This window comes from Halalkalibaculum sp. DA384, from assembly GCF_043951955.1.
Classification (GTDB): domain Bacteria; phylum Bacteroidota; class Rhodothermia; order Balneolales; family Balneolaceae; genus JAMQKA01.
In genome coordinates, this window is the sequence record NZ_JBINJE010000011.1 from 44,443 (window position 1) to 70,651 (window position 26,209).

Sequence of the window (26,209 nt, forward strand, 5' to 3'; positions counted from 1 at the left end):
AAAATCGCCTGCTCAACGTACGAAAGTACGTCTGCGCGGCCATTTTCCCTTCGCCTTGCTGAAGAACAAATTTCTTGGTGAGAAATGCCGGCTAGAAAAAAGCCTTCGAGGTACTGGAAACCCCGAAGGCTGTTAAATATAATATAGTGATATACTGCCAGACTCTATTCCGGCTGTATGGCGGCAATCTCTTTGATTCCCTCCTGGAGTTCATCCTCGGTAAAGGTGTGATCATGCAGTTTCCCGGCAAAATAATCCTCGTAGGCCTGCATATCTACGAATCCGTGGCCACAGAGATTAAACAGAATCGTTTTGGAAACGCCTTCTTTTTTGGCCTGTTCCGCCTCACGGATTACCTGGGCGACCGCGTGCGTAGCTTCTGGTGCTGCGATAAATCCTTCTGATTTGGCAAGTTTGATTCCGGCTTCAAAACATTCCAGTTGTTGAATTGCCACCGCTTCAATCAGCTCATCTTTTAACAGCTGGCTGCAAAGCACACTGGCCCCGTGATATCGAAGTCCGCCGGCATGAATGGCCGCGGGAGTAAAGTTATGTCCCAGGGTGTACATCGGCAACAGGGGCGTATAGCCGGCAGTATCCCCGTAATCATACAGAAACTCTCCCTTGGTCAGCTTTGGGCACGAGGCGGGTTCAACGGCTACAAAGCGGGTATCTTTCCCTTCCTTAAGATTGTTGCGCAGAAAGGGAAATGAGATTCCGGCAAAGTTGGATCCCCCGCCAAGCGGAGCAATAATTACATCCGGGTAATCGCCGGCGTACTCCATCTGTTTTATCGCCTCCTGTCCGATAATTGTCTGATGTAGCAGCACGTGGTTGAGAACCGACCCCAATGAGTATTTTGTCGATTCATCCTGTACAGCCCGTTCAATCGCCTCCGAAATAGCGATGCCCAAACTGCCGCTGGTATCGGGATCTTTCGCTAGGATATCCCGACCCGCCTGGGTTCGATCGCTGGGAGAGGGGTACACGTCGGCGCCAAACGTGTTCATCATCACTTTACGGTACGGCTTTTGGTCATAACTGATCCTTACCATGTACACTTCACAGTTGACATCGAACTGGGAGCAGGCAAACGCAAGAGCCGTACCCCACTGACCGGCTCCGGTTTCAGTCGTGATATTTTTGACGCCGGCCTGCTTGTTGAAATATACCTGGGGCACAGCGGTATTGGGCTTGTGAGACCCACTGGGACTGCCCCCTTCATATTTGTAGTAAATTTTGGCGGGGGTATCCAGCATCTTTTCCAGTCCCCGTGCGCGGTACATGGGAGAGGGACGCCAGATTCGGTAGATCTCGCGAACTTCGTCCGGTATTTCAATCTTCCGTTCCGCGGATACCTCTTGCTCGATAAGCGACATCGGGAAAATAGGGGCCAGATCATCCGGACCTGCCGGTTCTTTGGTTTGAGGGTTGAGCGGGGGGAGCGGCTTGTTGGGCATATCCGCTACAATATTATACCAATGAGTGGGAATGTCGGCCTCGTCCAGAATAATCTTTCTATCCATAATTAATTCCTGTAATGCAGATTAAGGTTATCGTATTTTTCGCACAATAAAGAGGAATATGATAATAATTCATTGGTTAGGATGCACCCCGCCTGGACTTTTTTTGGAAGCCTGTTGGCCGGGCCGGATCGGATACAGAAAAATAGCAGCAGTAACTGCCGTCTCACAGGATCTTGGTCAAATTACTTTACACGTAGACTATCTCTTTACCGCTATCAGCTCTATATTTACCGCCTTTCAAAACAGAATATATAATAACTGCACACTGAATATTTCCTATGAAAGAATGTGCCTTTTTGACGATGGACAATCTCGATGATTTCGTCCACTACGACTATCTTTTGAAAGACCCGTTGGCCTCGCTTGGATGGAATGTGAGCGATATTTCCTGGCGAACCCGGGAAGTTGACTGGAGCCGGTTTGATGTAGTAATTATTCGCTCTCCGTGGGATTACCAGCAGGATCCCGACCGGTTTATGAACGTGCTCAAAGAGATCGATCATTCAACCGCCCGACTTGAAAATGCACTGGAACTGGTACAGTGGAATATAGACAAAACCTACCTCCGGGATCTCGAACAAAGAGGGGTGAACATTGTGCCGACCCGATGGGGGAGGAAGTCTGACAAACTGGACCAGCAGAAACTGCTTTCCTGGTTTGATTATTTTGATGCTGAAGAGATCGTTCTTAAGCCCACCATCAGTGCGGGAGCTGATGATACCTACCGGCTGACGATCACCAAAGCAAAGCAACGGGTGGACGAATTGGCAGAGGTATTCGCCGACCGGGCGTTTATGGTGCAGCCCATGATGCAGAATATTGTGGATGAAGGCGAATTCTCCCTGATCTACTTTGGAGAAGAATACAGCCACACGCTGCTTAAAACGCCCAAACCGCACGATTTTCGCGTCCAGGAGGAGCACGGCGGCAGGCTGAAAACAGTTGAACCTGAAAAGGAGCTCCGCCGAGTTTCTGATCAGTTGATGGCGAAGATTGAACCTACTCCATTGTACAGCCGGGTGGATATGGTCAGAGAAGGAGACAGTTTCTCCCTGATGGAGCTGGAGCTGATCGAACCTTCCCTGTATTTTAACATGGATCCCGGCTCACCCGAACGGTTCGCAAACTTCCTGGATCGCTGGATGCGAATTGGGGCCTAATTTTCATCGAGCAGGTCTTTTATCTGGTCCATTTTTTCGCCCCACTGCTGCCAGTTTTCATCATTGAGGGCTTGCTGGGCCTCCTCCCAAAGCTGCTGAACCTCCTGGAACTCTTTTGTGGTGGATGCGGCAAGGGCAGTTTGTGGAGCTACGGCACCCATACCGGCCGTGTCTGCATCCATAGAGATGGGGAGGGGTGAGGGTTGCTCGGGGGCTTTGCCAAACAGCTGCTGCAGGGCCATATCCAGTGTCGGTTCCATGACTACATTTGTGCCGGTTGTGGCAATTACCCGCTGCAGCTGTGGAATATCAACTCCTTCAGCTATCAAAAAGACCGGTTCGACATAAATAAACGCGTCTTCAATCGGAATGATCATCAGGTTGCCCCGGATCACCCTGGAACCCCGTTGATCCCACAGGGCAAGCTGGCGCGATATTTCCGTATCCTGGTCAATTTTCGCCTCAATCTGGGCGGGACCCAAAAACAGGCTTTCCTTCGGTAGTTTAAACACCTCGATTTCGCCGTAGTCGGGGAAGTCGGAACGGGCAGCCATCCAGGCGATCATATTATCCCGGTTGTTGGGCGTAAGGGGACTGATGAGAAAATACTGTAGCGAATCTTCGCCCGGGAGTTTCATCAGAATTTGGTACGGCTCCATTTTGAGCTGCTGCCCGCCATATTTTTCGTTGGGACGCGTCCACAGGTCTTCGTTGTTGTAGAAAACCTGCGGTCCCGTCATGTGATAGGTGTTGAACATCTCCATCTGGATTTCAAACAGGGTTTCAGGGTACCGCAGGTGCCGCTTTAGATCCTCAGGCATCTGATCCAGAGGCTTGAACATGTCGGGGAAAATATCACGGTATACGTTTAGCACGGGATCTTCATCATCGATGGCAAAGAAGTCCACCGAGCCGTTATAGGCATCCACAATCACTTTTACGGAGTTGCGAATGTAATTAATATTGCTTATTGACGGCTCGGAGTAGGGATACTCCCGGGAAGTGGTGTAGGCGTCAAGAATCCAGTATAGTTTTCCCTCGCTCAGTACCAGGTAGGGATCCTCTTCCAAATGCAGGAACGGGGTAATTTTCTGTACCCGGTCCCGGATTCCTCTCCAGAACTGAATTTTACTGCCTTCCCTAATATAATCGGTCAGCAGGAGGTTAATATCCCCAAACTGGTACGCAAAAAGCAGCTTAGTGAAAAAATTGTCGATGGCAACACCACCCTCTCCCTCATAATTGGTGTAGACATTTGCGTCGCCGCTCGGATAATCGAGCTCCTCCACATCGGTGTTTACCACCTTGAAGCCCGGGTCGTTTTCGCCGTAATATATGGCAGGCTGAGTCACCTCCAGTCCAATTTCGGAGACCGGTGGCAGATCTTTGATTACCAGCCGCGGATCTCCCTGATTCCCTTCCTGGGCAACCGGACTCATGACCAGCCCGTAGCCGTGTGTATACTGCAGGTGGCGATTTACCCACGTATCTGCCTGCTCCGGCAATTCATCAGAGAGCTCGCGGGCCGAAAGCATCATCTGTTGGTATCCCTCTCTGGTGTGATAGCGGTCTACATCCACATTGTAAAACTGGTAGTAGAGGCGAATTTCCTGCAACTGCCGGTAGGTTTGAATGAGAAGGCGGGGGTCCCACAACCGGATATTGTCGAGCGTTTCCTGGTTGTCCTGGAGCGTTGCCCAAGTAAGCGTATCCCGGGCACTGTAATTTCGCTCATTGATGGCGTCGAGCTTGTACGCCTGGCGCGTCTCCTCGATGTTGTTTTCCAAATACGGGGTTTCGAGCTCAAGCTCATTGGGTTCCACCATAAACTTTTGAACCATCGTCGGGAGCACCCCCAGGCCAATGACGCCAATTCCCACTGTTGCGATGCCCCCGATCATCAACAACCTGAATTTCTCCTTGTAAAAATGATAAAATGCCAACAGTGCCAGCAGGAACGTGGCAATACAGAGTATCCAGAGGACCGGGAGCTGAACATGGACATCGGTATAACTGGCCCCGTAAACAACGCCGCTTTCGCTGTACAGAATACGGTATCGCTGCAGGAAATAACCCCACGAAAGCAAAAGGAGCCACAGCCCTACATTAACACTCAGGTGCTTTATGATACCGGATCTGGCAGTAATGCCGGATCCTTTCTGGATATTGAATGAGCCGGAGTAAATATATACGATCAGCAGCAGGAATGTGACAAAAAAGACCAGGACAATCAGGCTGTTTTGCAGGATTTCGATGAATGGAAGCCGAAACAGGTAGAATCCCAGGTCGTTACCAAAGATGGGATCAACCTGGTTAAAGGTCTCATTCCAGTGAAAACGGAAGTAGGTGTCCCAGCGCATAAAAAAGGCAAAAGCAAAAAAGAAGCTGATAACCGTTCCCAGTGCATATAAAACCTTTCGGAACTGGCTTTCGCTGAACCGGTTCAGGTTGAGTTGCCCCAGGGGGGAGTTGCCAAATGCAAACCCGGGAAAATGACGGGCCAGAACATGCATATTGGGCAAAACATAAAGAAGCGCTACTGCCAGGGCGCCCAGCAAGAGAAGAACCTGCGTAGTTTTAATAGTTACAAATACCTGTTCATATCCAAGGTTGTCAAGCCAGAGCCACTCCATTATCCAGTCGGAAAATGAAAGTAGAATAAGAATGAGCAGGATAATTCCGCCGATGCCCAATTGTTTCTTCATGGTGCTGTTAAACTGCTTTGCCATAATGTAATAAAAGAAGTAAAAGTTTTATGAGGTTTGTCCCCGCCCGTAAGGTAGTAAACTGAGCACTTAAATTTTATTTTCTTCAGCCCACTGTTTTACCGCGTCGAGGTAGTTCATCGGCTGCATCGACTCCTGCGGAAGATCCAGGGTGGCGTGGGCCTGTTTAATTAATTGCAGGGCCTGCCCATTGGCCATGTCGGTGTCTTGGTCCGACCATGTCTCCAGCCCGATGGAGTTGACCGATTGCGGCTCCATGATGGCGGTCCACTCCACCAGCACGGTACCCTCCGTCATTTCGAGTTTCCGGGTTTCCCGCTGTTTCTTCATTGTAACAATTTTACATCCCGCTTCCTGCAGCATTTGTGCGGTTGTTTCACGGTCGGGGGGGAGGTCGGGATAAGCCGGAATCCGGATGTCAACACCGCCAAGCAGCCGGCCAAGCGATTCCCACGCCTCCTTCTCGAGGGGGAACTCGTACAGTTCATCCTCATCCTCCAGCCAGATTTCGAAATCACCTTTTTTCTGTTTCAGGCGCTTGAACTTGAGCCCGCTTTCTATCCCTTTCCGGAATTTGGCATTCACTTCCATACCGGGGATCCAGAGGTAATGATCTGTAATTTGGTGGGTATCGTAAAAGTCTGGGAGTAGCAAGAACGACCGCGCAAAACGCGAACTAATGCTTCCAAAACCGCGCCATTCCCAATGCATTCCGTAAGCCATAGCTGGTGGTTGAGTTTGAATTAATAAATGGACTTAGTCAGCCAGTATATGCAGTGTGGCAATTCGGGCATTTTCTTTGATGTGGCAACCAACGGCCGGTACCCGGAAAATATATGAAACCGGTTCTGCTTTACGTTCGGGAGGAATCAGGACTGTTTCGGCCAGAATTCCTGCCTCGCTTGCATGCTGGTGTGGAGCAATGACAGCCAGGGTATCTTCCCGGTTTTTCAGCTGCTCATTGAATATCGCTTTATAGATGCCGGACCCGAGAGTCCACCAGCCGTAGTCATCTTCCTCCTTTTTCTTTTCCGGATCAACCGGTTCGGCAGGGGCGGGCTGGAACTCACTTCCACCGAAGTCAAGTGAGCCGGCACCTGAAAAAGTGTAAATTTCTGCCACCGTCAGGTCAACACTGAATGCGTGCTGCTGGGTCTTTTCATGGATAATATTTGTCGTATGATCCAATAGTTCATTTGACTGAAGAAGAAACATGGTTTTAGGATCTATTTTTGGATTTGCCTTGGCAGATTTTGGCTCCACTGGCGACAGACCGGTCATTCATGTAAGGTACGCAAAGGCGCTTTTAAGGGCGTCGAATACTACACAGGGAATGTCGCTTGATTCGACAACATTCCCTGTTATTATTTTACCCTGCGATGGACTTCTATTCAATTGGCAATGCCCATATTTCCACTTTATTAAGTGCAATATAGGGTACTGCTACACGCATGCGCTGGGTATCTATCCCGATGTCAGCGGGATCGCCCGGGGTGCGAATGATGGTCTGCCCGTCAACCTTGATCGTAGAATCGACCTGGCTGGAAACCACCCAGCTGCCGTTCACAAGCTCGATACCGTCAAAGTCGCCCCCTGAATCGAGCTCTCGTACCTCTTCCAGGGTGGTAGTGGCGGGGTTCCACCCGTAAAACGTCCGGGCGCCGCCCCAGGGGCACAGCAGGAGCAAGCCCGAAGACTCATCAACGGTGATTCCGTTTGGAGCGTGGGGGAGATCATCCTGTACGACAGAAGCCTCACCATTTTCAATTTTATACAGCCTGGACTGGCCCGTGTCAGTAACATACAAGGCTCCATCGGGCCCTTCCGCGACATCATTCAGGAAGCCGGGCTCCAGGGAAGTAAAGTCAACAAACGTCACATGTTCACCCGTTGTTCGGTTAAAACCGTGAACTCCGTCCGCATCAGCCACCCAGAGCGTGTCTCCCGTGATGTACATCCCGCGCGGGGCGTGCATGGGCGCGGATTCCGTTCCAGTCATAAACTCCAGGTCCTGGACAGCACCGTCAGGTCCCACCTTGCTGATAAATCCGTTGGCATCGCGTTCGCCGCCGGGACCGTTAAAATTTGCTACAAAATAGACATCCTGGCCTGGATCATACCGAACAGACTCAGGGCCCGAAAGACCGGTTGCACGGGCTACTACATCAGTGGTATCCTGGATATTCTCAAAATTAAATGTTGATGTAGCCTGGGACTCAGTTTCCGCTTCAGCCGGCTGCTCCTGCTCACCGGCGCACGAAATCAGCAACAACGCCACAAAAGCTGTTGCCAGCATTGGGATTACAGAAGAGATTCTGTTAATTGGCATAAGTCAAATAGTTTTTGTTAAGGTTTACTAGCACCATTCCAACTGCGATAAGCAAAATTACAGCAATAGTTTAATGAACCAAAAATATTATTTGACCGGAATGTTTAACCAGTTGAAGCACTGGAGAAACTAGCCCAACCTTATTCTGTCATCCAAAATTTTCTGGGAAACAATATTTTGGGTGGAGATTATGTTTCGATTGCCGGGAATGCCGAAGCCCATACCAGGGCTTTTTATGCTCCCAACGCCGAAGTGGAGCTGAAGGGTTCTGCTACGGTTCGCGGGGCCATTGTAGCCCGCCAATTTTCAGCTGTCGGCAATTCACGGGTATATTTTTCAAAAGCCTTTGATTCAGAACTTCCGGAGCTGGAATCGCAGCAGAATGAGCATAAAATCAGCTACTGGAAGTGAGGCTATTCTACAATAGAGCTGCATATATAATCGGGAATGATGCCTGTGGAACTGATCTGCAGCTCGGCATTCTCCTTGCGGGTGTTACCCGAAAACACAAGCAGCGTTTTGACTCCGAACTTGTTTCCCCCCAGGATGTCGGTGTGCAGGGTATCGCCCACCATCAGGATATCGGACCGGTTTATCGGCCCTTCTTCCAGGAGGTGCTCATATGCGTGCATAAACATCTGGGAGTCCGGTTTCCCAAATTGGATAAATTTTTTGCTCAGCATATTTTGAACGAGCTTGGCGATGCCCCCCGTGGCAACCGCTACATCATTTTTTGAGACGGGATAAAACTTGTCGGTGTTGGCCACAATGGCCGGCACATTGCGCCTGCGGAGCAGGTTTACCGTTTTGTTGATATCGTAATTCCAGTCAAAACCTTCGTCATCCAGAAAAACAAATGCCGTGATGTCTTCGGCGTCATCCAGGTCAACCTCGCGTACCGGTATTTTCTCAATGTTTGAGTGAAGGATATACTCCGCCGAGCTTTCGGTGCCCAGGTAGGCCACTTTTCCTTCCTGTATTTTGTATTCCAAAAATTGACGCGCCAGCATGGCCGAGGTTATGATCTCTTCCTCTTTCAGGTTGGTCAGTCCCAGTTTTGAAAAGGCCTCGATTTGTTGAGATGGACTCTTGGAAGCATCATTGGTAAGTACCCTAAGTTTTATGCCCTCCGTACGCAGGTAGTTGATCGTCTCCGGTACGCCCTCTATCAGGCCTTTATGATTTTTCAGGACCCCATAGGAATCGAGAAAAACAGCTTCATAGTTTTTGGCTATCGAGTAAAAATGTTGCATGGTTGATCACTAAAGGTTTAATGTCTTAAGCAGGGGATCGGGATCGAATTTTTCATCGATCTGGGGCAGGTAGCTTTCATAGGCTTCTTTCTGGAGCTTCGTGGCAAACAGGTCGTGAAAAAAATATTTGCCGTATTTGACCACGTAATTGAGTATAAAAAAGCGGTAGACTTCCTTTAAAAATCGAATCTCCAGTTCGGTAAGCGGATATTCCTGGTGGTAACTTTTTAGAAATATCAGGAATCGGTCTTCCATGAGGGGGTCGATGTCGTAGCTGAAAATAGTTCTGTCCCCGATATCCGATACAATTCGGGCGAAAAAGTAAAAATCCATCATCCGTGAACTTATGCGGAACCAGTCATAATCCCAGCGCGAAAACAGCTCCAGGTCGGAGGTCACGGAAAAATTCCCGATATTCCAGTCCACAAAAACGGGAATTGTATCAAGCTCATCATTGGCGCCCATTTGCTCGATATTATCCAGGAAGAGGTGACTGTGCTTGCGAATCTGATCCTCGTGCATCCGATACTCATATTGCCCCTCTTCGGTCTCCAGCGTTTCAAGCAGATGCTCAATATCCACTTCCATCGTCTTTGAGGAGGGGGGGAGGGTGTTTCGTATGGTATGGCACGCCTTGTGGAATTTGGCAAACTGTACGGCCAGCTTTTTGATCTGTTTTTTATTGAGCCTTCGCGGGAGCTTTTCCCGGATCTGGATCGGGCGGTAGAAAACCACCCATGCATCCACCAGCGTATTTTTGTGACGGTGAACGAACAGGGAGTTCTCCTTCATCAGGGAGCGAGACAGAAAATGATCGAACGGCACCGGCAGGTTATTGGACAGGGCGTTGATAATGGTGTGGTCTTCTACAAAATGCTCATATTTGCCGAAATAGGAGAGCTTCCCGATAATGATATTGTCATCATCAAACCGGATCTGGTACACGTGGTTGGTTGAGACCTTGGCGCTGATATCGGTGATATCCTTGATCTCCCGGGTATCGTCGTAGTGTTGCCACGCCTCTCGTATAATGTCATCTAGATCGATAAATTTCATAAATGCCTGGTTAGATAATTCTACATGTCGTTTCAGTTTCCAGCCCGGAACAGCATTGGGAATCTGCCCACTCTACTCTTCTCGACTCTTAATAAAATGATCTGTGCAGGTATCCCCAAATAATTTTTAGAGAGCTTAGCAAACCCACGGTTTTTCCAAGCTCTCTTTCACAAGCCGCGGATCATTATGGATGCAGGTTGAAAGTTCAAAGCCGGAAGTGCCAAGGACCAACTCTTCAACCTTTTAACTTTTAACCTTTAACCTTCAACATCCAACATCCAACCCAAACACTACGCCCGTTCGGCCAGTTCAAACCAACGTTCGGTGCGCTCCTCGATCTGTTTCATCAGCGTATCGTAGCGAGTTGATTTTTCCTGGAGTTCCTCATGTCCCAGCTCCCCGCTGCTAATCTGGTTTTCCAGCTCCTTCTTTTCCTCTTCAAGCCGCGCAATTTCTTCCTCCAGCTGTTGGTACTCTCGCCGTTCGTTGTAGCTTAATTTCTGATTATCGGAAGGCGAGCGGGATGACTTCTGTGCCGGCGCTACCTCCTCCCGCTTTTCTTCCCGTTCTGCTTTCTTTTGATCCAGCTCCTCGCGGCGCCGCTGCTCGCGGTACTCTTCATACGTGCCGTGGTGATCACTGATCTTTCCGTCCCCTTCAAAAACGAGATAGTGATCGACGAGTTTGTCCATAAAGAAACGGTCGTGGGAAACCAGGATCAGGCAGCCATCAAATCCCAGCAGAAACTCCTCCAGCTTGTTCAGGGTTAGCAGGTCCAGGTCGTTGGTGGGCTCATCAAGGATCAGGAAGTTGGGATTCTGGATGAGCACCAGCATCAGTGCCAGTCGCCGTTTTTCGCCCCCGCTGAGCTTCCTGACGGGGGTGTACTGCATTTCCGAAGTAAACATAAAGTGCTCCAGGAATTGGGAAGCCGATATTTTCTTTCCATTCGAGAGCTCTATTATCTTGCGTTCCTCTTCAATGATGTCGATGACCCGCTGGCTGTCGTCAAAATCGAGCCCTTCCTGCCGGTAGTGGCCAAAGGCGATCGTTTCGCCCACGCGCCTTTTGCCGGAGTCAAGGGGCTCTTCACCAGTCAATATTTTAAGGAATGTGCTTTTTCCCACGCCGTTTGGACCGATGATGCCGATACGTTCGCCGCGGTCAAAATCGTAGTCGTAATGATCCAGAATCACTTCCTCACCATAGCTTTTGGAGACGTTGATCAGTTCCAGGATTTTGCCCCCCATTCGCTGCATATCCATTTGGAGGCGCAGCTCAGGATCGGCAGGGCCACTTCTCGCTTGCTCTTTAAGCTCCTTGAAATCATCAATTCGGGATTTTGACTTGCTGGTCCTTGCCTTGGGAGAACGCCGTATCCACTCCAGCTCCTGCTTGTACATCTGTTTGGTTTTGTGAGCCTTCTTCCGTTCAATTTCCCGGCGCTCAGCCCGCTTCTCCAGGAAGTACTGGTAATTGCCGTTGTGGTGGTACATCTTGCCGCCTTCCAGCTCCAGGATATGATCACAAACCCGATCCAGAAAATATCGGTCGTGGGTCACCATTAGCAGGGTCATGCTGCTTTTGATGAGAAACTCCTCCAGCCATTCAATCATTTCGAGATCGAGGTGGTTGGTGGGTTCATCCAGGATTAACATGTCAGGATCGCCCAGCAGCGCAAACGCCAGCGCCACCCGTTTACGCTGGCCGCCCGAAAGGGTGGAGATGGACTGGTCGAGGTCGTGGATGTTGAGCTTGCCCAGAATCTGCTCCATCCGCTGCTCATAGTCCCACGCTCCGGCGGACTCCATCTTTGCTGCCGCTTTTTCAAAGGCTTTCTTGTTCTCTTCGTTGAAGTTTTCTGCCTGTTTCTCTGCCGCATTGTGGTATCTCTGGATCAGCCGGACCATCTCATTGTCGTTATCGGCTATAAACGAACGGATGGTTTTGTCATCGTCGAGCCGGGGTTCCTGTTCCAGGTACCCGATACGGATGTCATTCTGGATCATCACCTTGCCGTCGTCGGGGGTCTCTTCGCCCGCCAAAATTTTCAGGAGGGTAGATTTGCCGGTGCCATTTTCGGCTATCAGGGCCGTCTTGTCTCCTTTGGAGATGCCGAAGGAGAGTCCTTCAAACAGCAGGTTGTCCGCATAGTGTTTGGAAATATTTTCAGTGGAAAGGTACGTCATAGATGATAAAAATACGCTGATGCTGACTCAATTTTGTATCGGAAGCATGGAAGGTATTCAAATACCAGAAGAAAGTCACAGAAAGATGAACTGCATGTTTATACAAAAATAACGATAGGATTAGAACAATATTCGTTAAAGATTGAGATACAGATATGCAGGTCAAGCCTCCAGCAAACTGGTAATTGAACAGTTTACTGCCTGAGACCCTTTTTATCATTTCTGCACGCCACCTGGTGCACGCGATAGAAGCCCAAAAGCAGGCAGAACTTCCAGGTGCGACTTCCCCGAATTCATATTCAACACCGAGCAAAAATATCATTATACTACTTTTCTTAATTTTGTCGGCAGCTTAATATAACCGTCATATTCGGATCACAACTGTTAAATAAAAAGGGATAATTATGGATAGACGCGATGCACTCAAAAATATGGGAATGGGATTGTCAGCCGGGGCTTTTGGCGGATTTTCGCTGGGTGACGATCCATGGCAAAAAACCAGGCGAGAGCAGCGGGAAGCCTACGCCGGTGCCACTAAAGGACTGCCGCCGCTGGAGATCACCAATGTAAAAGCGATTGCCACGGCCCCTCACGGCATTGAACTGATTGTCGTCAAGGTTGAAACGAGTGAACCGGGGCTGTACGGGGTGGGGTGCGCCACCTTTCGCCAGCGAGCCAAACCGGTACTCTCGGCTGTGAATGATTACCTGGCCGATTTCTGTATAGGGATGAATGTCAATAATATTGAGGATATATGGCAGATGACCTATCAAAATTCATACTGGAGGAATGGTCCTGTCCTCAACAACGCACTCAGTGGACTCGACCAGGCCCTCTGGGATATCAAGGGCAAGCGGGCCAACATGCCTGTCTATGAACTGCTTGGCGGTAAAACCCGCTTTGCCGTGGATACATACACGCACTGCGGAGATGAGTCGATCGAGGCGGTAATTGAAAACGTACAGCAGGCGATGGAGGAGGGGTTCCGGCACTGCCGCATCCAGCTGGGCGGATATGGGTCCACGGCCATAACCGGTCAACCTGATTTTAAAAAAGCCGGATTCGGCATGGAGCGCGACCGCTTTATGGATACTCACACCTACCTTGCCGGGACGCGGGAGCTCTTTGAAAAAGTGCGCGCGGCCTGTGGAGACCGGATTGAACTTTGTCACGATATCCATGAGCGTGTACAGCCCCGCGATGCCATTCAACTTTGTGAGGACCTGGAGCAGTATCGTCCCTTTTTCATTGAAGATCCGCTTTCGCCGGAGAATAACGACTGGTTTGAGCTGCTGCGTCAAAAAACATCGGTTCCCATAGCGATGGGAGAACTCTATAATAATCCCCATGAGTGGACCGAACCGATGACTAACCGCTGGATCGATTTTATTCGGATCCACATCTCGCAAATAGGAGGGATCACGCCTGCCATGAAAGTGGCGAGGCTGGGAGAATGGTTTAACGTGCGGACGGCCTGGCACGGGCCGGGAGATGTGTCGCCCGTGGGACATGCCGCCAATGCGCATATCGACCTTGCGGTGTGGAATTTCGGGATCCAGGAGGCCCCCAGTATGACGGATCGTCTCCGGGAGATTTTTCCGGGTGCACCCCGTGTAGAAGATGGCTATGTCAAAATTAATGAAGCGCCGGGGCTGGGCGTCGACATCAACGAAGAGGAGGCCGCCAAATACCCGATCCCGGACAAACAGCTCAACACATGGACCCAGGTTCGTGCACTGGATGGAACCCCGATTCGTCCCTGATCTGCATTTCAGATAAGAAATAATTTAATGCAAGTCCGGCTTTATAGCGGTGCACTTCAGTCTCTCCCGGAGGGGCAGGCGGAGATCTCCGGGAGCGTCCCGGAGATCTTTCTTCATGTAGCACGTACTCTTGAACTCGACAGTGAGCCCTACTCACTCAGCCTCCTGACAAACTGCCGGGCCGAGCTCCGGGAATAAAATGTGGAATTTCGACCATTGTCCATAATCCGGCCCGGTATATATCGCTGTCTGCCGTTGGGAAGTATCACCAGCAGCTCTATTTGACCAACTCTGCCATACCTTCTCTCTATCTCCATATTTTTACGTATAAGGACGCGCGTTCCCATCACCAGAAATTCATCATCTGGCAATTCCAACACCGCGTAATAGGTTGTTCCCTTTTTCTTGATGTAGTCAAATTTGACGGGTTCTTGAGCTTTCAGGGATGAAGTGGCAAATACAGCAAGAGCCAACAGCATGAGAAGGGACGAAAACATCCTGATATTAAAGTAAAAACTCATAAGAGCCTCCAATCTATGTAGCGCTGACACCAATTAAGACTATTAGCAGGGACCAGGGAATGCGGGGACAGGAATAAACCCTGTTCCCGCCGAAATCTTGGTACTTATGTATTCCGAACTTCTTGCATGCGCGCGGGCCAAAAAGTTCCGTCATGCTTCGAGCAAAACAGCCGAATATTATTAATGTAGTGTAGTTATATTATTAATGTAGTGTAGTTAGCAGTGAAACACAGGCTAACACCGGAAATTTACAGGATAATTGACCGTGAAAACCTTACACTCCGGCAAGCTGCTATTTTACGACTCTTTCATTTGCTGCCGCTGTGCATACATGTCAAATAAAATCCAGAAAAAGGGATAGGGTGGGAAAACCACCGAGAGTATCATCTTCGCCGTCTTAAACCTGGTGGTTTCTGAATCACAGATCCCGGCTATTCCCGATACCCAAAAAATAATAAACAGGAACCCACCGAAAGCAATACCCAGCGATCCGAGGAATCCAAAGTTGTTGTAAAAAGTTTGCAGCATAAATTAAGCTCTGTTTTAAGCAGTTTAATCGTTATTTTCTTCGGTCTTCATTTTATCGAAAATAACTGTAAAAAACAGATTATGCTTCCCGTAGTTTCTATAGTGGGTCGACCCAACGTGGGGAAATCCACTCTTTTTAACCGGCTAATCGGTGCCCGCAAGGCGATTGTGAGCGATGAGTACGGTGTGACGCGTGATCGCCACTATGGCCAGAGCGACTGGAACGGCCGTGATTTCACCCTTATTGATACCGGTGGCTACCTGCCCGAAGAATCAGATAAGATTGTGCAAGGTGTGCGCGAACAGGTACACATCGCCATGTCGGAGTCGGATCTTATTCTTTTTGTGGTCGATGTGGAGGCGGGAATCACCAGTCTGGATGAGTCGGTGGCACAGTTGCTCCGTCAACAGGAAAAACCGGTACTCCTGGTCGCCAACAAGGCGGATAACGAGGAACGAAAGCTTAATGCCACTGAATTCTACGCCCTGGGATTTGATGAACTCTTCCCGGTGTCTTCCGTGAACGGGATGGGGACCGGAGAGCTGCTGGATCGGCTGGTGGAGATGCTTCCGGAACCGGATGAGGAAGTTGAAACCGATACACCCAAACTGGCCATTATTGGTCGCCCGAATGTCGGAAAAAGCAGCTTTGTAAACGCGCTGCTCAATGATGAGCGTAGCATCGTAACAGATATTCCGGGAACTACGCGCGATTCAATCAACAGCGAGCTGATTTATAATGACAAGAAATATATCCTGGTAGACACCGCCGGTCTCCGTAAAAAGAAAAACGTGAAAGAGAATATCGAGTTTTACAGTACCGTACGCACCGAGCGGGCGATTCGAGAGTGCGATGTAGCGATACTGCTGATCGACGCCATGCAGGGATTTGAGTCCCAGGACAAGCATATACTGCACATGGCGGATGAGTTGAACAAGGGCATTGTGCTGGTGTTAAACAAATGGGACCTGGTGCCCGAAAAAACGACCAACTTGTTAAAAGAGTTTGAGGAATATATCTATGACCGGATTCCAACCAAGCGGTGGATACCAATTGTATCCATGTCGGCCCTGAACCGAAAACGGATACACCGTGTTATCGACATTGCGGACAGGGTGCTTGAAGAACGGAAACGTTCGGTCCCGACTCCCGTATTCAACGACTTCCTGCAGCGAATTCTCAAGCAGCGACCGCTGCCTATAAAAAGGGGGGTGCGACTCAAAATTAAGTACGCCACGCAGGTTAAGGCAAATCCACCGGTCTTTAAATTTTTCATGAATCTTCCATCGGAACTTCCGGCCAACTACCGGCGGTTTATAGAAAACAAGATCCGTGAAGAATATGGCTTTACAGGCGTGCCCATTACGCTTACATTCAAGCAAAAATGATAGATTCAGATTGAACAGAACAGGTGAATAGGTTATTTTAAATCGTTCAAAATCGTAATTCTATATTAAATAGTCGATGGCTCAACCACAGAATTTAGAACAACCGGTAGCAAACGCCCTGAACGAGGATTTTGATCGGGAGCGCGAGTTTTCATTTCTCGAAAATTTATATCTTCCTGAAATTTTTAAAGCGTTGTGGTATTCCCTGAAACAGATGTTTCAGCCAACGGTAACTCTCGATTATCCCGAAGAAAAGTGGGATCCTCCGGCAATTTTCCGCGGACGCCCGGTGCTGGTGGAAGACAACGGCAAGGAACGATGTGTGGCCTGTGGTTTATGTGCACGGGCCTGCCCGCCGCTGGCGATCAGCATGCAGGCTAATGAAGACAGCGACGACCCCAAAGAGCGGTATCCAGATTTTTTTGAAATCAATATGCTGCGCTGCATATACTGTGGATATTGCGAGGAGGTCTGCCCGGAAGAGGCCATCGTTATGAGCAAGGACTACGATATTGTGTTTGAATCGCGCGAGGAGGCTATTTACGACAAAGAGCGCCTGCTGGTACCCAAAGAGGATCTGGAAGAACGGCTGGATTTTCTCCGGGAATACAAAAATCGACAGTTCGGCAAATTTTGGGATTTCCAGGAAGAAAACAACATTCACTCCGTAAGAGACCGGGATCGTGAATTTAACGCAGGCCTGTCGCTGGTTGAAATGCTGGAGCAACAGCAGGAAAATGACAATGTAACCGCTTCGTCTGATTGGGTTCGGTAGAAAAGATAGTTCACTCCTAGGATATGTCAGAAAACAGCAGGGAAGAGGTCACCCAGGAACAATTGGATGAATTGGTGGAGGATGCGGCCTACCTGCAGGATGAAGCCGAAGCCCTGAAATATGTTATTGACGAGGTTCCCTACACCGAGACTCCGCCCGGGGGAGAGTCGATTGCTGAAATGTTACTGCTGATTGATCATGCACAGCTCTCCTATTATCGTCCCGTTATTGAAGATGCCTACCAGAATTCACGCCCCACACGGTTGGATAACTACGATCACTTTGAATCGACCTTTCAACTGGACGAAGAAAAAGCAAAAGATATACAAAAGACACTCAGCAAAATTGTCAAACATCGTGCAGGACTGGTAAATCTTTTAAAGAAAATTCCTTTAATTGATTGGGAAACAATAATTTATAAAAATAAACAAGAATTATTATTGTATGAATTTGCCCGAAACATGATCCATTTTGAAAGGGGAAAACTAAAAGATATCGCAGACCTTGTTATGGTATTTAACCAGGAAAAGCAGGCGCAGCGGGAGATCCGGCAGCGGGCTGGGCAACGTCCATCGCCTAATAATAATCCGCCCTCAACTGACAATTAGCAGTTTATGATGGACTGGGATGCATTTCTACTACTTGTTGTGGGTCTTTATGCGGCCGTCAAAACATCTCAATTGGCTTACCGAACCCAGAATTTTAAACACTTGAGCTATGCCTCGGCCATCCTGTTTTTTTCAATGGGGCAGGGGGGGATTCTGCTCAATACCATACTTTCCGGCTATGACATGACCATTGAGATGCCCCTTTTTATTGAGTTTACCTCCGTTATTGCAGTTTCGCTGGCACTGTGCGGACTGGCCGTATTTATACGCGAATCCAAACCGGTTTTTGCTCAATTTCCACTTATTTACGCTGCAGTACCACTGCTGCTCATTCTATCCTACTGGTTTGTGAGAGATTCCTTTGCCATAAAAGCATGGCTGTTAAGCATTTATGAGGGAGGAGCACTACTAGTAGCCCTCATGATGTACGGTACACGAAGCTATCGAAGTGCAGAAATTGTACACTTTAAATATATGCTTGCTGCAACACTGTTATTTTTGGTTACATATATCCTGTATTGGTTCGTGCCGGGTATGAGCAGTGATTACAGTTGGGTATGGCAGCTGGTGCTGGGGGCCGGAGTAATGACAACCGCACTGGCCAGTCGGTTCAATATCAAGCACATTGCGACTCCCGAAATGGAGTATTAGGTAACTTAAACTGTCACAAAATCGCTCAATCTACACACTCTATGGCATTGAAGGAAGGGAATAAAGCACCTAATTTCGTTTTGCAGGACACCGAAGGAAATGAGGTTCAACTCTCAGATTTCATGGGGAATCCGGTTGTCCTGCTGTTTTTCCCGTTGGCATTTTCAGAAGTCTGTACCAGGGAGCTGTGTACAGCCAGGGATAACATGAAGCTTTTTGAGTCACTCAACGCAAAAATACTGGCAATAAGCGTGGACAGCTTTTTTACCCTAAAGGAGTTCAAGAGGTCGCACAATATCAATTTTACGCTTTTAAGCGACTTTAACAGAGTAGTTTCTCAAAAATACGAGACGTTATATCATGATTACTATGGTATGAAAGGAGTTGCCAAACGCTCCGCTCATATCGTTGACAGCGAAGGGATTATCCAGTATCGCGAGGTGCTGGATAATTCCAGTGAGCTTCCAGATTTCGATGCCATTCAAACAAAACTACAGGAGCTCCTCTCTTAGAGAACCGCACTTCTTTTACACCCAGGGGGTAAAAGAAGTGCTTCTTCTATACAACCATACTACCATTAGCGATATGGTAACTAGTCATAACTTTACATAATATATATTATGCGACAAATGGTTTGCTGTTGGTCTTGAGAAAAATTAGCGATTCTGCGCAGCTGATGGTTGTAAATATTGTTTTAAGTGGTTAAAATCATGAGCATCTGGGATTTTACCTGCTGATATGCCCCGTTCTGCAACTGTAACAAGTTATAGGCTGACAAGTAGAATTACGTGCAGCGATTATTGTTTTCCTCTCTTTTTTATAAATCAATCATCCATTTCATTTATTAATTCCGGCAGCAGTATCTCCTTAACCCAATAATAATCTGGATCGACTTGAAGAGAAGTCTGGTAAGCCTCTCTGGCATCCGCCAACCTGTCTTGCTCAATATAGGCCTGCGCCATCCAGGCGTAATTTTCAGCTTTTCCCCACTCGGGGTACAGACTGTTTTGCGGGCTCCATTCCTCAAAGTATCTGCCCGCTTTCTTAAATGTGTCAACCGCTTTTTTAACACTTCCCCCAAACATGCCGGGTTTATACAAAAGACTGATCCCATAAATCATGGCAACCCGCGGATTATCCGGGGCCAGTTCCCGCGCTCGATCAATCGTACGCTCTGACTTGGGACCATATCGCATTCCGGAGATCATTCCCTTGGCTTTCATGCCGTAGCAGTTGCCCAGCAGCGCCCAGCCCTCGGCAAACTCGGGAGCTTCTTCTGTAACTTGTTCCAGCTGCTCTATGCTGGTATTCAGGTAATCTTCCTGCTGTTCTTTTTCCATATCTTCAAAAATACTGCTTAACCGATAATTGGCATACGCAGTATAGTAGCTGGCCAATACCGAAAGCTCCTTGTCTGCTACCTGCGGAACAAGCTGCTGAATTTGGGCTTTCGTTTCCAGCAAAAGCTGCTTGTTGCCGTGTGTTACGGCTGAATCAAGACGAATTTTAGATTCGATCAGAGATTCTTTTAAAGGGTTTGTTACGGGTGATTTCCAATGATTTGCTGCTGAGAAAAGCCAAGATACTATAACAATAGTTAGAAGGCGAAGAACATTAGCTGACATAAATAAAACGCTGCATTTCGGTTTATAGTTATAATTTCAATCCCAGGAAAAACCTTTTACTGTTGGTGATAGTCTAACTGCATACCTGACAAAGTTATTTGTCTTTCATGCAGAACAGTAACGACAAATGTAACGTAATTTGAACGTTGTTTTATTGTTCCGTTTAAATAGTCTGATTTGTTACCGGTGTACTCAAATATCAGATGATTTGCTAAAGTTTTTTTCATAAACTTGCCTTGTTGTAACTAAAATCTTGTCGTCGTTCATTTCGTGTTATGAATTCCGTTCTGTTTGTTTGTACCGGCAATTATTATCGCAGCCGCATGGCAGAAGAACTCTTCAACTTTTGGGCTCCGGTTACGGATTTATCCTGGGAAGCTCACTCCGCCGGCCTACGGGAAGATATGTCAAAATCGCCGAATGAAGGCCCCATCTCCAAACATGCGGTACGTATGCTCGCCCAAAACGGGTTTCCGGTCTCCTCTTCAAAACGCTATCCCAGAAGTATAGAAAAAGAAGAGCTTGAAGTCCACAATGTAGTTATCTGCCTGCACCGGACCGAGCATGAACCGATGATCCAAAAGCGGTTTCCAAAGAATAACAGTGAAATTTTATTTTGGGAAGTTCCAGATATCCAGTACATGGAACCGGAAGAGGCATTCAGCCGCATAAAGCGTCAGGTGCATCAGCTTATCTCTCTGCTGAGTTCGGTTTAAAAATGATCGATTTAGCTCCTTAATTAAGTTTGAAGATCCGATAAAGCCGATAACACGGGTTCTAAAAGATTTTGCGATGATCCAGGGAGGGAATTCGTCTGCGAACCTCCTTCAGGCGGGAAGGGTCAATAACAGCGGTGGCTATTCCGGCCTCTTTGCCGGCATCGGCCAGTACCTCTCCCCAGGGATCCACAATCAGGCTGTGCCCGTGTGTTGTTCGTTTTTTTCCGTGCGTTCCGGTCTGTGCAGGTGCCAGCACGTAGGCGGTATTTTCAATGGCACGGGCCCGTAAAAGTGGCTTCCAGTGATCTCTGCCCGTAGTTGCCGTAAAGGCCGAAGGCACACACAACACCTCTGCCTGTCGCTCGGTGAGCGAGCGATAAAGCTCGGGAAAACGCAGGTCGTAGCAGATACTCATGCCAATATTGCCAATCTCTCCGGCCCGACTTACCACCGGACGATTTTTCCCGGATTCCACGTAGTCAGACTCCCGGTAACTCTCTCCTTCCGGCAGTTCCACGTCAAACAGGTGGATCTTATTATATCGTGCCAGTGTCTTTCCCTCCGGATCGACCAGCAGCGAGCAGTTATATACTTTGCCGTTACCCGCCGGAGTCGGATAGCTTCCTCCCAGAAGATAGATGCCAAACTCTTGAGCCGTGTCTTTTAAAAAATCGGGAGTGCGTTTTCCGATCTCCTCCGCCTGCTCCATCCTGGCTTCCAGACTTCCCAGGAAAACAAAATTTTCCGGGAGTGCCACAAGCCGGGCTCCCCCCTTCGCGGCTTTGCGAACCTCTTCATATGCTTGTTCCAGGTTATAGTTGAAATCTGGCTGGCTGTTCATCTGGACGACTGCTGCTCGGTATGACTCCATGATACATTCAATTTTAAGATTTACAGTGGATTACCGCGTTGTTATAGAGCTGAATAAACATCAACGCGTTAATCTTCGTTGACGGGTACCGTCAGCTCGAATTAAATAGAGCTCAGTTTTGCCTCCTTTTGTACTGAGATAGGCGATCTCCCGGCCGTCCGGAGACCACGAGCCATAATATTCGTTACTCTCCCCGGCTGTGATGCGGCGTACATTATTTCCCGCTTTATCCATAACAAACAGGTCGAAAATACCCGCTTCGCGATCCGAAGAAAAAAGGATTTGATCTCCCTCCGGTGACCATACCGGAGATATATCGTATGAAGGGGTATTCGTCAGTTTTCGCTTGTTACTGCCGTCTGAATTCATGATGTGTATGTCAAAGAAACCGGTTTTATTGGAGATATACGCAATCTGTTGGCCGTCCGGAGACCAAATGGGATCAAGCGTGTAAGCGGTGGAATGCGTGAGCCTGGTTTGGGATGAACCGTCGGCGTTCATTACATAGATTTCCGGCTGGCCGTCACGACCTGATACAAATACTATCTTCTCCCCGTCAGGAGAAAACCGCGGATGTACATCACTGGCCCGATTCCATGTCAGCGGCGTACGATTCCGGGCCCGTTTATCCATCGTATAAATTTCGTAGTTCCCCCTTTCACTCCGCAGGTGGGCTAAAATGGTATTGCCGTCGGGTGACCAGCTTGGCAGGTAGCCATCCCGTGCATAGGTTTTGTACAGTCCCCTGATCTTATATACCACCGTGTCTGGCGGGTGTGGGGGGACGGTGCTTTCACGGTCCGAATAAAAGGCGATATCACGTCCACTCGGCGACCAAGCCGGGTATAGATCATTGGCCGGATGATCGGTTACCTGCTCCCGGTTTAAATTCCTGAGATCAATTACATAGATATCAAAATTGCCACTGTACGAGGCTGAAAATGCCAGTTTTTGACCGTCGGGCGACCAGTATGGACCAGTGGCTATCATACCGGTTGGTGAAAAGGCTTGCCCATGCGCATGCTGAGCCGATGTGCCTGTTAAAACCACAATCAACAAGAGGGGTATATAGCGTGGAACTGCTTCCATAATAGTCCCTTCCAAACTTGGGGATAAAGTCAGCCCGGACTCCCGGCATTTTTTTGAACTGAACTGTTCGGTGGTATTTATTAATCTACATTCAACATTCAAGCCAGGCTTTTTTAAAATATGCGATACGCCGGGACTAAATTCAACGCATATTGCAACAATACAACAGGGCGAACTTACACCTGAAGCACGCCCGTCTTGAACTCCTCGATATGCGGGTTATGATCAGCGCATTGAATGGCATGCGATATTTTTTGGCGGGTTTGGGCCGGATCAATAATTTCATCCACCCACATGCGGGCCGCTGCATAACGTACATCGGTTTGCTTTTCATACTGCCGGCTGATCTCTCTCATGATCTCCTGCTCCTCCTCCGACGTAATCTCCTCCCCTTTTTTTTCCAGGGTTCGAACCTTGATCTGGGTCATCACCTTGGCCGCCTGGCTGCCCCCCATAACGGCGATCTGTGCCGATGGCCAGGCGTATATAAAGCGTGGATCGTAGGCCCGGCCACACATGGCATAATTCCCGGCTCCGTAGCTGTTGCCTGCTACAATCGTAATTTTGGGAACCGTGCTGTTGGCCACCGCATTCACCATCTTGGCTCCATCCTTGATGATGCCTCCGTGTTCGGCCCTTTTCCCGATCATAAATCCGGTGACATCCTGGAAAAAAATAATCGGTATTTTCTTTTGGTTGCAGTTCATGATGAACCGGGCGGCCTTGTCGGCACTGTCTGAATAGATAACGCCCCCGATCTGCATCTCACCCTGCTTGTTTTTGACAACTTTCCGCTGATTGGCAACGATGCCCACGCTCCATCCATCGATGCGGGCATATCCCGTAATCAGGGTTTGCCCGTATCCCTTTTTGAAAGCGGTAAAGGAATCCGCATCCACGATACATTCAAGTACCTTGTTCATGTCATAGGCCTTTGAACGATCATCCGGGAACAGATCATAAATTTCTTCCGGGCCTCGGGAGGGCAGTTTGGCCGCCCGCCGGTTAAATCCCGCTTTTTCAAACGGCCCCAGTTTATCTACCAGGTCGCGAATGGTACGCAGGCACTCCTCGTCATTTTCCATCTTATAGTCGGTAACCCCGCTGATTTCGGTATGCGTGGTTGCCCCGCCAAGGGTCTCATTATCCACATTTTCCCCGATAGCGGCCTTCACCAGGTAGCTTCCCGCCAGGAATACGCTGCCGGTTCCCTCCACAATAAGTGCTTCATCACTCATAATCGGCAAGTAGGCTCCGCCGGCCACGCAGCTCCCCATGATAGCTGCAATCTGGGGAATTCCCCTGGCGCTGATCACGGCATTGTTCCTGAAGATCCGGCCAAAATGTTCTTTATCGGGAAAAATTTGATCCTGCATTGGCAGGTAAACACCGGCAGAGTCGACCAGGTAGATAATCGGCAGGTGGTTCTCAAGGGCGATCTCCTGGGCACGCAAGTTTTTTTTGGCGGTGATCGGAAACCAGGAACCCGCCTTTACAGTGGCGTCGTTGGCTACCACTACACACTCCCGGCCGGAGATCTCACCTATTCCCATCACCACTCCTCCAGCGGGACATCCGCCCTCCTCCTCATACATCTGGTAGCCGGCCCAAAGGCCCAGTTCATTGAATCCACTATCCGGGTCGAGCAGCTGGTCAATCCGCTCCCGGGCAGTAAGCTTGCCTTTTTTGTGTTGCTTATCAATCCGTTTGCGGCCTCCGCCCTGTTTAATTTCCGAAGCGGTATGGCGAATCTCTTCCAAAAGGGATCGAAGGGAGTGGGAGGCAGAAGTTTCTTTTGAGGAACTCATGGGAGACGGATCTATTTATTCAATACTAGGATCAGGCCTGAAGCGTTTTCAAAATAAAGAAATTTTAGAATCGTAAAAGGTAATATTACATTGAGCCTTTAACAGCGTAATTCACAAATACAATTGCCGTGGCTTTCTCAAAAAAACTGTCTCTTTTTCTACTATTCTCAATATTGACGAGCCTGCTTAATATCCCGGCCAATGCGCAACGCGGTATCACCTACCAGCAACTGGCCAACCAGCAGCGTGAGCAAAATATTTTTATCGATAATTTTACCCTCCCGGGGTCGCAGCCGGAGACCGTTCGGTTTGTGACAACCTTTCGTATCGACTACAACCTCCTCCCTTTCCGCAAATATGACAGCCCCGATGAACAGAAAAACTTTTTTAGTCCTGTAGGAATGAGCATAGAGATATTCCGGGATCCAAACCCGGAAGCTGACAACAGACGCCGCAGGGATGATTTTTCAGTCGAGGGACTTGAGCCGGTGGAGCGCTCGTTCTGGAGAGATACGGCATTTGCAGAAAACTATGAGCAAACGAAATCCAAAAATAAGTTTATCACCGGTCGGCTGGATACAGAACTGAAACCGGGCAGTTACAGCTATATCCTGCAGTTTACCCGGGGTGAAGAAGTGGATGGCAGGACCTCACGCAAACGGTATGTCAAGGTGTTGCCGTACGGGGAAAAGAAAAAAGGAAATATTGTGCTGGCTGAAACCTACCGCAGGGATGAAGGCAATAGTTCCTATGGCACCATCGACCTGCTGAACTTTGGGGAGAATGTGTATTACGGGCAAGACTTCTTTACCCTGATTCACCTGCCGGGCTATGAAGCCTCGGACTCTTACAGCCTTGAGGTCAACAGGGTGGAAGTCAACGACCGGGATACTACGCAGGTTGCCACGGTGCATTCCGCCAGCATCCAGCAGACCGATATCCTGGAAGGCAGCCGGCCGGAGTTGACAAGCTCAGACGGCGATCAGCAACTGGTGCTGCAAAATACCCCGGAAGGTCACACCTATGCCGTTGTCAAAATTCCCAACAGCCAATTTATGAACGCGGTCTACCAGATACGGGTAACAAAAGAGGAGGAAACATCGCCCGTAGCCGAAACCATATTCCGTTCGCGGTGGATTGAGATGCCGACCAGCCTGCTGAATGTGGATGTGGCCATAGATATGCTGCGTTTTATTGTGGATGACCAAACGATACGTGAAATGAAGTCGGGATCCAATGCGGAGAAGGAGAAGAAGTTCAGAGCGTTTTGGGAAAAGCGGGATCCAACTCCAAATACAGAATACAACGAGCTGATGGCCGAATATTACCGCAGGATTGATCACGCTTATGAGCAATTTTCAACGATAAACGTCAACGGGTACAACACCGATCAGGGGAACATCTATATCAAATTTGGTCCTCCCGAAAATGTAAACCGAAAATTCCCCCCGGGAGAGCCCGCCGTGGAGGTCTGGGAATATCCCAACCGACAATTTGTTTTCAGGGCTGTGAGTGGTTTCGGGGAGTTTAAACTGGTCTCAGATTAATTTTGAGAGGTTTTTGCAAAACGTTGTTTTGGCCAATATCGTCATTTATATAAAATAACACCTCCCTTAACTGACG

Annotated in this window: 24 protein-coding genes; 10 read left to right on the forward strand and 14 right to left on the reverse strand. The window is 48.7% G+C overall.

What is annotated here, in order from left to right:
- Positions 1-164: 164 nt before the first annotated feature.
- Positions 165-1,526, reverse strand: a complete 1,362-nt coding sequence (locus ACG2E4_RS08275; protein WP_395259772.1) for a TrpB-like pyridoxal phosphate-dependent enzyme — start codon at positions 1,524-1,526, stop codon at positions 165-167.
- 278 nt (positions 1,527-1,804) lie between these two features.
- Between ACG2E4_RS08275 and ACG2E4_RS08280 the strand changes: the two genes are divergently transcribed.
- Positions 1,805-2,686, forward strand: a complete 882-nt coding sequence (locus ACG2E4_RS08280; protein ID WP_395276242.1) for a RimK family alpha-L-glutamate ligase — start codon at positions 1,805-1,807, stop codon at positions 2,684-2,686.
- Here the strand turns inward: ACG2E4_RS08280 and ACG2E4_RS08285 are convergent.
- The 4 genes from ACG2E4_RS08285 to ACG2E4_RS08300 form a co-directional block, all read right to left on the reverse strand.
- Positions 2,683-5,391 carry a UPF0182 family protein gene (locus ACG2E4_RS08285; protein WP_395276243.1) on the reverse strand — a complete coding sequence of 903 codons (2,709 nt, stop codon included), beginning with the start codon at positions 5,389-5,391 and terminating at the stop codon, positions 2,683-2,685. The genes ACG2E4_RS08280 and ACG2E4_RS08285 overlap by 4 nt on opposite strands.
- A 90-nt stretch (positions 5,392-5,481) precedes the next feature.
- The gene (locus ACG2E4_RS08290) at positions 5,482-6,135 is read right to left on the reverse strand and encodes a hypothetical protein (protein WP_395259769.1); all 654 of its coding nucleotides are present in this window, start codon (positions 6,133-6,135) and stop codon (positions 5,482-5,484) included.
- Between the two features lie 33 nt (positions 6,136-6,168).
- Positions 6,169-6,627 (reverse strand): dCTP deaminase, encoded by a 459-nt coding sequence (locus ACG2E4_RS08295; RefSeq protein WP_395259768.1) that lies wholly within the window; start codon positions 6,625-6,627, stop codon positions 6,169-6,171.
- A gap of 172 nt (positions 6,628-6,799) precedes the next feature.
- Positions 6,800-7,741, reverse strand: coding sequence for an SMP-30/gluconolactonase/LRE family protein (locus ACG2E4_RS08300; protein WP_395259767.1), 942 nt, complete (start codon positions 7,739-7,741; stop codon positions 6,800-6,802).
- Positions 7,742-7,918: 177 nt separating this feature from the next.
- Here ACG2E4_RS08300 and ACG2E4_RS08305 point away from each other — a divergent pair, with 177 nt between their 5' ends.
- A complete protein-coding gene (locus tag ACG2E4_RS08305; protein ID WP_395259766.1) occupies positions 7,919-8,152 on the forward strand; it encodes a hypothetical protein in 234 nt (77 codons plus the stop codon).
- A gap of 2 nt (positions 8,153-8,154) precedes the next feature.
- Here the strand turns inward: ACG2E4_RS08305 and ACG2E4_RS08310 are convergent, their stop codons facing one another.
- The 3 genes from ACG2E4_RS08310 to ACG2E4_RS08320 form a co-directional block, all read right to left on the reverse strand.
- Complete coding sequence (locus ACG2E4_RS08310) at positions 8,155-8,994, reverse strand: HAD-IIA family hydrolase (RefSeq protein WP_395259765.1); 840 nt, start codon at positions 8,992-8,994, stop codon at positions 8,155-8,157.
- Between the two features lie 9 nt (positions 8,995-9,003).
- Positions 9,004-10,050 (reverse strand): hypothetical protein, encoded by a 1,047-nt coding sequence (locus ACG2E4_RS08315; protein WP_395259764.1) that lies wholly within the window; start codon positions 10,048-10,050, stop codon positions 9,004-9,006.
- A 290-nt stretch (positions 10,051-10,340) separates the two neighbouring features.
- Entirely contained in the window at positions 10,341-12,239 is a 1,899-nt protein-coding gene (locus tag ACG2E4_RS08320; RefSeq protein ID WP_395259763.1) for an ABC-F family ATP-binding cassette domain-containing protein, read from the reverse strand.
- A 404-nt stretch (positions 12,240-12,643) separates the two neighbouring features.
- Between ACG2E4_RS08320 and ACG2E4_RS08325 the strand changes: the two genes are divergently transcribed.
- Positions 12,644-14,002 carry an enolase C-terminal domain-like protein gene (locus ACG2E4_RS08325; protein WP_395276244.1) on the forward strand — a complete coding sequence of 453 codons (1,359 nt, stop codon included), beginning with the start codon at positions 12,644-12,646 and terminating at the stop codon, positions 14,000-14,002.
- Positions 14,003-14,151: 149 nt separating this feature from the next.
- On the opposite strand, the gene ACG2E4_RS08330 is transcribed toward ACG2E4_RS08325, so the two are convergent.
- Together ACG2E4_RS08330 and ACG2E4_RS08335 are read right to left on the reverse strand one after the other, a co-directional pair.
- The gene (locus ACG2E4_RS08330; protein ID WP_395259761.1) at positions 14,152-14,523 is read right to left on the reverse strand and encodes a hypothetical protein; all 372 of its coding nucleotides are present in this window, start codon (positions 14,521-14,523) and stop codon (positions 14,152-14,154) included.
- A 297-nt stretch (positions 14,524-14,820) separates the two neighbouring features.
- Positions 14,821-15,051 (reverse strand): hypothetical protein, encoded by a 231-nt coding sequence (locus tag ACG2E4_RS08335; protein WP_395259760.1) that lies wholly within the window; start codon positions 15,049-15,051, stop codon positions 14,821-14,823.
- A gap of 81 nt (positions 15,052-15,132) precedes the next feature.
- Between ACG2E4_RS08335 and der the strand changes: the two genes are divergently transcribed.
- From der to ACG2E4_RS08360, 5 genes are all read left to right on the forward strand, one after another.
- Positions 15,133-16,440 (forward strand): ribosome biogenesis GTPase Der, encoded by a 1,308-nt coding sequence (gene der, locus ACG2E4_RS08340; protein ID WP_395276245.1) that lies wholly within the window; start codon positions 15,133-15,135, stop codon positions 16,438-16,440.
- A 76-nt stretch (positions 16,441-16,516) separates the two neighbouring features.
- Positions 16,517-17,215 (forward strand): NuoI/complex I 23 kDa subunit family protein, encoded by a 699-nt coding sequence (locus ACG2E4_RS08345; RefSeq protein ID WP_395259758.1) that lies wholly within the window; start codon positions 16,517-16,519, stop codon positions 17,213-17,215.
- Positions 17,216-17,238: 23 nt separating this feature from the next.
- A complete protein-coding gene (locus ACG2E4_RS08350) occupies positions 17,239-17,823 on the forward strand; it encodes a hypothetical protein (RefSeq protein ID WP_395259757.1) in 585 nt (194 codons plus the stop codon).
- Between the two features lie 6 nt (positions 17,824-17,829).
- On the forward strand, positions 17,830-18,474 hold the full coding sequence (locus ACG2E4_RS08355) for a hypothetical protein (RefSeq protein ID WP_395259756.1): 645 nt from the start codon (positions 17,830-17,832) through the stop codon (positions 18,472-18,474).
- Positions 18,475-18,515: 41 nt separating this feature from the next.
- Positions 18,516-18,986, forward strand: a complete 471-nt coding sequence (locus ACG2E4_RS08360; RefSeq protein ID WP_395276246.1) for a redoxin domain-containing protein — start codon at positions 18,516-18,518, stop codon at positions 18,984-18,986.
- Positions 18,987-19,298: 312 nt separating this feature from the next.
- Here the strand turns inward: ACG2E4_RS08360 and ACG2E4_RS08365 are convergent, their stop codons facing one another.
- On the reverse strand, positions 19,299-19,937 hold the full coding sequence (locus ACG2E4_RS08365) for a hypothetical protein (protein ID WP_395276247.1): 639 nt from the start codon (positions 19,935-19,937) through the stop codon (positions 19,299-19,301).
- Positions 19,938-20,374: 437 nt separating this feature from the next.
- Here ACG2E4_RS08365 and ACG2E4_RS08370 point away from each other — a divergent pair, with 437 nt between their 5' ends.
- Positions 20,375-20,815, forward strand: coding sequence for a low molecular weight phosphatase family protein (locus tag ACG2E4_RS08370; RefSeq protein WP_395259753.1), 441 nt, complete (start codon positions 20,375-20,377; stop codon positions 20,813-20,815).
- Positions 20,816-20,876: 61 nt separating this feature from the next.
- Here the strand turns inward: ACG2E4_RS08370 and ACG2E4_RS08375 are convergent, their stop codons facing one another.
- The 3 genes from ACG2E4_RS08375 to ACG2E4_RS08385 all read right to left on the reverse strand — a co-directional run bounded on the left by ACG2E4_RS08375 (position 20,877) and on the right by ACG2E4_RS08385 (position 24,586).
- Positions 20,877-21,689 (reverse strand): carbon-nitrogen hydrolase family protein, encoded by an 813-nt coding sequence (locus tag ACG2E4_RS08375; protein ID WP_395276248.1) that lies wholly within the window; start codon positions 21,687-21,689, stop codon positions 20,877-20,879.
- Between the two features lie 60 nt (positions 21,690-21,749).
- Complete coding sequence (locus ACG2E4_RS08380) at positions 21,750-22,778, reverse strand: hypothetical protein (RefSeq protein ID WP_395276249.1); 1,029 nt, start codon at positions 22,776-22,778, stop codon at positions 21,750-21,752.
- Between the two features lie 176 nt (positions 22,779-22,954).
- Positions 22,955-24,586, reverse strand: coding sequence for an acyl-CoA carboxylase subunit beta (locus ACG2E4_RS08385; protein WP_395276250.1), 1,632 nt, complete (start codon positions 24,584-24,586; stop codon positions 22,955-22,957).
- 128 nt (positions 24,587-24,714) lie between these two features.
- Between ACG2E4_RS08385 and ACG2E4_RS08390 the strand changes: the two genes are divergently transcribed.
- Complete coding sequence (locus tag ACG2E4_RS08390; protein WP_395276251.1) at positions 24,715-26,133, forward strand: GWxTD domain-containing protein; 1,419 nt, start codon at positions 24,715-24,717, stop codon at positions 26,131-26,133.
- Positions 26,134-26,209: the final 76 nt, after the last annotated feature.

Coding starts and splice junctions, on each gene's coding strand:
- ACG2E4_RS08275 (WP_395259772.1), bottom strand. CDS start 1,526: ATGGATAGAAAGATTATTCTGGACGAGGCCGACATTCCCACTCATTGG.
- ACG2E4_RS08280 (WP_395276242.1), top strand. CDS start 1,805: ATGAAAGAATGTGCCTTTTTGACGATGGACAATCTCGATGATTTCGTC.
- ACG2E4_RS08285 (WP_395276243.1), bottom strand. CDS start 5,391: ATGAAGAAACAATTGGGCATCGGCGGAATTATCCTGCTCATTCTTATT.
- ACG2E4_RS08290 (WP_395259769.1), bottom strand. CDS start 6,135: ATGGCTTACGGAATGCATTGGGAATGGCGCGGTTTTGGAAGCATTAGT.
- ACG2E4_RS08295 (WP_395259768.1), bottom strand. CDS start 6,627: ATGTTTCTTCTTCAGTCAAATGAACTATTGGATCATACGACAAATATT.
- ACG2E4_RS08300 (WP_395259767.1), bottom strand. CDS start 7,741: ATGCCAATTAACAGAATCTCTTCTGTAATCCCAATGCTGGCAACAGCT.
- ACG2E4_RS08310 (WP_395259765.1), bottom strand. CDS start 8,994: ATGCAACATTTTTACTCGATAGCCAAAAACTATGAAGCTGTTTTTCTC.
- ACG2E4_RS08315 (WP_395259764.1), bottom strand. CDS start 10,050: ATGAAATTTATCGATCTAGATGACATTATACGAGAGGCGTGGCAACAC.
- ACG2E4_RS08320 (WP_395259763.1), bottom strand. CDS start 12,239: ATGACGTACCTTTCCACTGAAAATATTTCCAAACACTATGCGGACAAC.
- ACG2E4_RS08325 (WP_395276244.1), top strand. CDS start 12,644: ATGGATAGACGCGATGCACTCAAAAATATGGGAATGGGATTGTCAGCC.
- ACG2E4_RS08330 (WP_395259761.1), bottom strand. CDS start 14,523: ATGAGTTTTTACTTTAATATCAGGATGTTTTCGTCCCTTCTCATGCTG.
- ACG2E4_RS08335 (WP_395259760.1), bottom strand. CDS start 15,051: ATGCTGCAAACTTTTTACAACAACTTTGGATTCCTCGGATCGCTGGGT.
- der (WP_395276245.1), top strand. CDS start 15,133: ATGCTTCCCGTAGTTTCTATAGTGGGTCGACCCAACGTGGGGAAATCC.
- ACG2E4_RS08345 (WP_395259758.1), top strand. CDS start 16,517: ATGGCTCAACCACAGAATTTAGAACAACCGGTAGCAAACGCCCTGAAC.
- ACG2E4_RS08350 (WP_395259757.1), top strand. CDS start 17,239: ATGTCAGAAAACAGCAGGGAAGAGGTCACCCAGGAACAATTGGATGAA.
- ACG2E4_RS08355 (WP_395259756.1), top strand. CDS start 17,830: ATGATGGACTGGGATGCATTTCTACTACTTGTTGTGGGTCTTTATGCG.
- ACG2E4_RS08360 (WP_395276246.1), top strand. CDS start 18,516: ATGGCATTGAAGGAAGGGAATAAAGCACCTAATTTCGTTTTGCAGGAC.
- ACG2E4_RS08370 (WP_395259753.1), top strand. CDS start 20,375: ATGAATTCCGTTCTGTTTGTTTGTACCGGCAATTATTATCGCAGCCGC.
- ACG2E4_RS08375 (WP_395276248.1), bottom strand. CDS start 21,689: ATGGAGTCATACCGAGCAGCAGTCGTCCAGATGAACAGCCAGCCAGAT.
- ACG2E4_RS08380 (WP_395276249.1), bottom strand. CDS start 22,778: ATGGAAGCAGTTCCACGCTATATACCCCTCTTGTTGATTGTGGTTTTA.
- ACG2E4_RS08385 (WP_395276250.1), bottom strand. CDS start 24,586: ATGAGTTCCTCAAAAGAAACTTCTGCCTCCCACTCCCTTCGATCCCTT.